Origin of the sequence: Mycobacterium sp. E1386, from assembly GCF_001672745.1 — a bacterium.
GTDB lineage: Bacteria > Actinomycetota > Actinomycetes > Mycobacteriales > Mycobacteriaceae > Mycobacterium.
Window position 1 is genome coordinate 1 of sequence record NZ_LZKH01000100.1, and the last position, 2,849, is coordinate 2,849.

2 protein-coding genes are annotated in these 2,849 nt (G+C 65.9%); both read left to right on the forward strand.

Annotated elements, in window-relative coordinates:
- Positions 1-163: 163 nt before the first annotated feature.
- The gene (locus A5709_RS11680) at positions 164-1,750 is read left to right on the forward strand and encodes a virulence factor Mce family protein (protein ID WP_068119996.1); all 1,587 of its coding nucleotides are present in this window, start codon (positions 164-166) and stop codon (positions 1,748-1,750) included.
- Between the two features lie 95 nt (positions 1,751-1,845).
- Positions 1,846-2,849, forward strand: a 1,004-nt coding sequence (locus A5709_RS11685; RefSeq protein ID WP_067949913.1) for an MCE family protein, incomplete at its 3' end; no start/stop codon positions are given.

Sequence of the window (2,849 nt, forward strand, 5' to 3'; positions counted from 1 at the left end):
CCGATATCCTGGCGCCGGCCGTACCGACGCCTCCGCCGTCGACGTTCGCGCCCGGGTTCCGGGCGGGCCCGCCCGCGCCGCCGGGACCCGGCCCCCAGCTGCCCGCTCCGTTGATCAACCCGGGCGGCACGGGCGGCAGCGGCATCACGGGAGGTAGCCAGAATTGAGCAGCGTCTTCAATTTCGGAAAACCGCGGCCCCGGACGGTCATCGGCGTGCTGGTGGTACTGCTCGCCCTGTTCGCCGGCGCCCTCGGCTGGCGGCTCTATCAGAAGGTCGCCACCAACACCGTGGTCGCGTACCTGCCGGAAGCCAACGCACTCTATGCCGGCGACGAGGTCCAAATCATGGGCATTCGCGTGGGATCGATCGACAAGATCGAGCTGGCCGGCGACAAGATAAAAGTGACGTTTCACTACGACAACAAGTACAAGGTGCCCGCGAACGCGTTCGCCGTCATCGTGACCCCCACCGTGGTGGCGACGCGCAGCATCCAGTTGGAGCCGCCCTATAACGGTGGTCCGGTCATGGGCGACAACGCCGTCATCCCCATCGAGCACACACAGGTTCCGACAGAGTTCGACGAAACGCGCGAGAGTCTCGCCAATGTCGTCTCCAAACTCGGGCCGACACCCGAGCAACCCAAGGGCCCCCTCGGTGAGGCCATCGAGTCGTTCGCCGACGGGCTGGCCGGCAAGGGCAAGCAGATCAACACCACGCTGAACAGCCTGTCGCGGTCGTTGACCGCGCTGAACGAGGGTCGTGGTGACTTCTTCGCGGTGATTCACAGCCTGGCGCTATTCGTCAGCGCCCTGCACAAGGACGACGAGCAATTCGTTGCGCTGAACAACAACCTGGCCCAATTCAGCGATAGGTTCACTGGGCCTGACAGGGACCTCGCCAATGCGATCCAACAGCTCGACGGCCTGCTCTCCACAGTGAGCCCGTTCTTGACCAAGAACCGCGACGTACTCGCGCACGACGTCGACAACCTCGCCACCCTGACCACCGCCCTGGCCCAACCCGACCCACTGAACGGTTCGGAGACCGCCTTGCACGTCCTGCCGACGTTGGAGACCAACCTCGGCCAGATTTACCACCCGTCGCACGGCGCACTCATGTCCATCCCGGCGATCCCCAACTTCGCCAACCCAATGCAGTTCTTCTGCAGCATGATTCAGGCCGGTAGCCGACTGGGCTATCAAGAGTCCGCCGAGCTGTGTGCGCAATACCTCGCGCCCATCCTCGATGCGGTCAAGTTCAACTACCTGCCCTTCGGGACGAACCTGTTCAGCACCGCCGAGACGCTCCCCAAAGAAGTCGCCTACTCCGAGCCGCGGCTGCACCCGCCCACCGGGTACAAAGACACCACCGTGCCCGGCATCTGGGTGCCCGACACCCCGTTCTCGCACCGAAACACCCAACCCGGATGGGTGGTCGCGCCGGGCATGCAAGGCACCCAGGTGGGGCCCATCACCGGCGGCCTGCTGACCCCCGAATCCCTGGCCGAACTGATGGGCGGCCCCGACACCGGACCCCCGCCCCCGGGGCCGCCGAACCCACCCGGGCCGCCGAACGCCTACGACGAAAACCCCGTGGTGCCACCAATCGGCCTGCAGGCCCCCCAGGTGCCGATCCCGCCACCGGCGCCCGGACCGGGTGTGATCCCTGGTCCGGTGGCACCGACGCCCGCGCCTGCTGGATCACCGCCGGCCGCCGCGTCGGCCGGGTCGACAGGCCCGGGCTCATGAGCCGCGCGACGAGCGCGCTGCGCGCGAGGAGCAAGCCGAACCGACGGACCCCGCGGGGCGCGACGAGCGCGCTGCGCGCGCCGCTGGCGCTCCTGATGGCTGCCCTCGCGCTGACGTCGTGCGCGAACTGGCGCGGAATCGCCAATCTGCCCATGCCCGGCGGTCCCGGCACCGGGTCCGGCTCCTACACCCTCTACGTGCAGATCCCCGACGCGCTGGCGATGAACAACAACAGCAGGGTGCAAGTGGCCGATGTCTTTGTCGGCACGGTGCGCGCGATCGAACTGAAGAACTGGGTCGCGACCCTGACGCTACATATGGACAAGAACATCAAGTTACCCAAGAACGCGACCGCCAAGATCGGGCAAATCACCCTCCTGGGTTCTCAGCATCTGGAACTGGCCGTGCCGTCCAACCCGTCCCCCGAGCTGCTGAAGGACGGCGACACCATCCCGCTGCAAAATTCGTCCGCTTACCCCACGATCGAGCAGACGCTGGCCAGCCTCGCCTTCATCGTGCGCGGCGGCGGCATCCCGAACCTGGAAGTGCTCGAGAATGAGGTCTACAACGCCGTGAACGGGCGGGCCGAGCAGATCCGTGCCTCCCTCGACAAGCTGGACACCTTCACCGCCCAACTCGATGAGCAACGCGATGACATCACCCGAGCCATCGATTCCACCGACCGGTTGCTGACGTATGTGGGTCCCCGCTCGGACGTTCTTGATCGGGTCCTGACCGAATTCCCGCCAGTTATCGAATATTTCGCGGACAAACAGAACCTGTTGGTCAACGCGGTCGATGCGACCGGCGCGCTCAGCGGAGTGTCCGACCAATACCTGTCCGCCTCGGTCAGCAACCTCCACCAGGATCTGCTCTCGCTGCAGTGCCCGTTGCGGGAACTCGGCCGCGCCTCACCGTATTTGATCCGTGCCCTCAAGCTGCTCCTGGCCCGGCCGTTTGACCTCGACGCCGTGCAGAAGGCGATCCGCGGTGACTACTACAACCTGTCGGTGACGCTGGACCTGACGATGAGCGCGGTCGACAACGCGGTCCTCACCGGGACCGGGTTCTCCGGAGCGCTACGCGCGCTCGAACAATC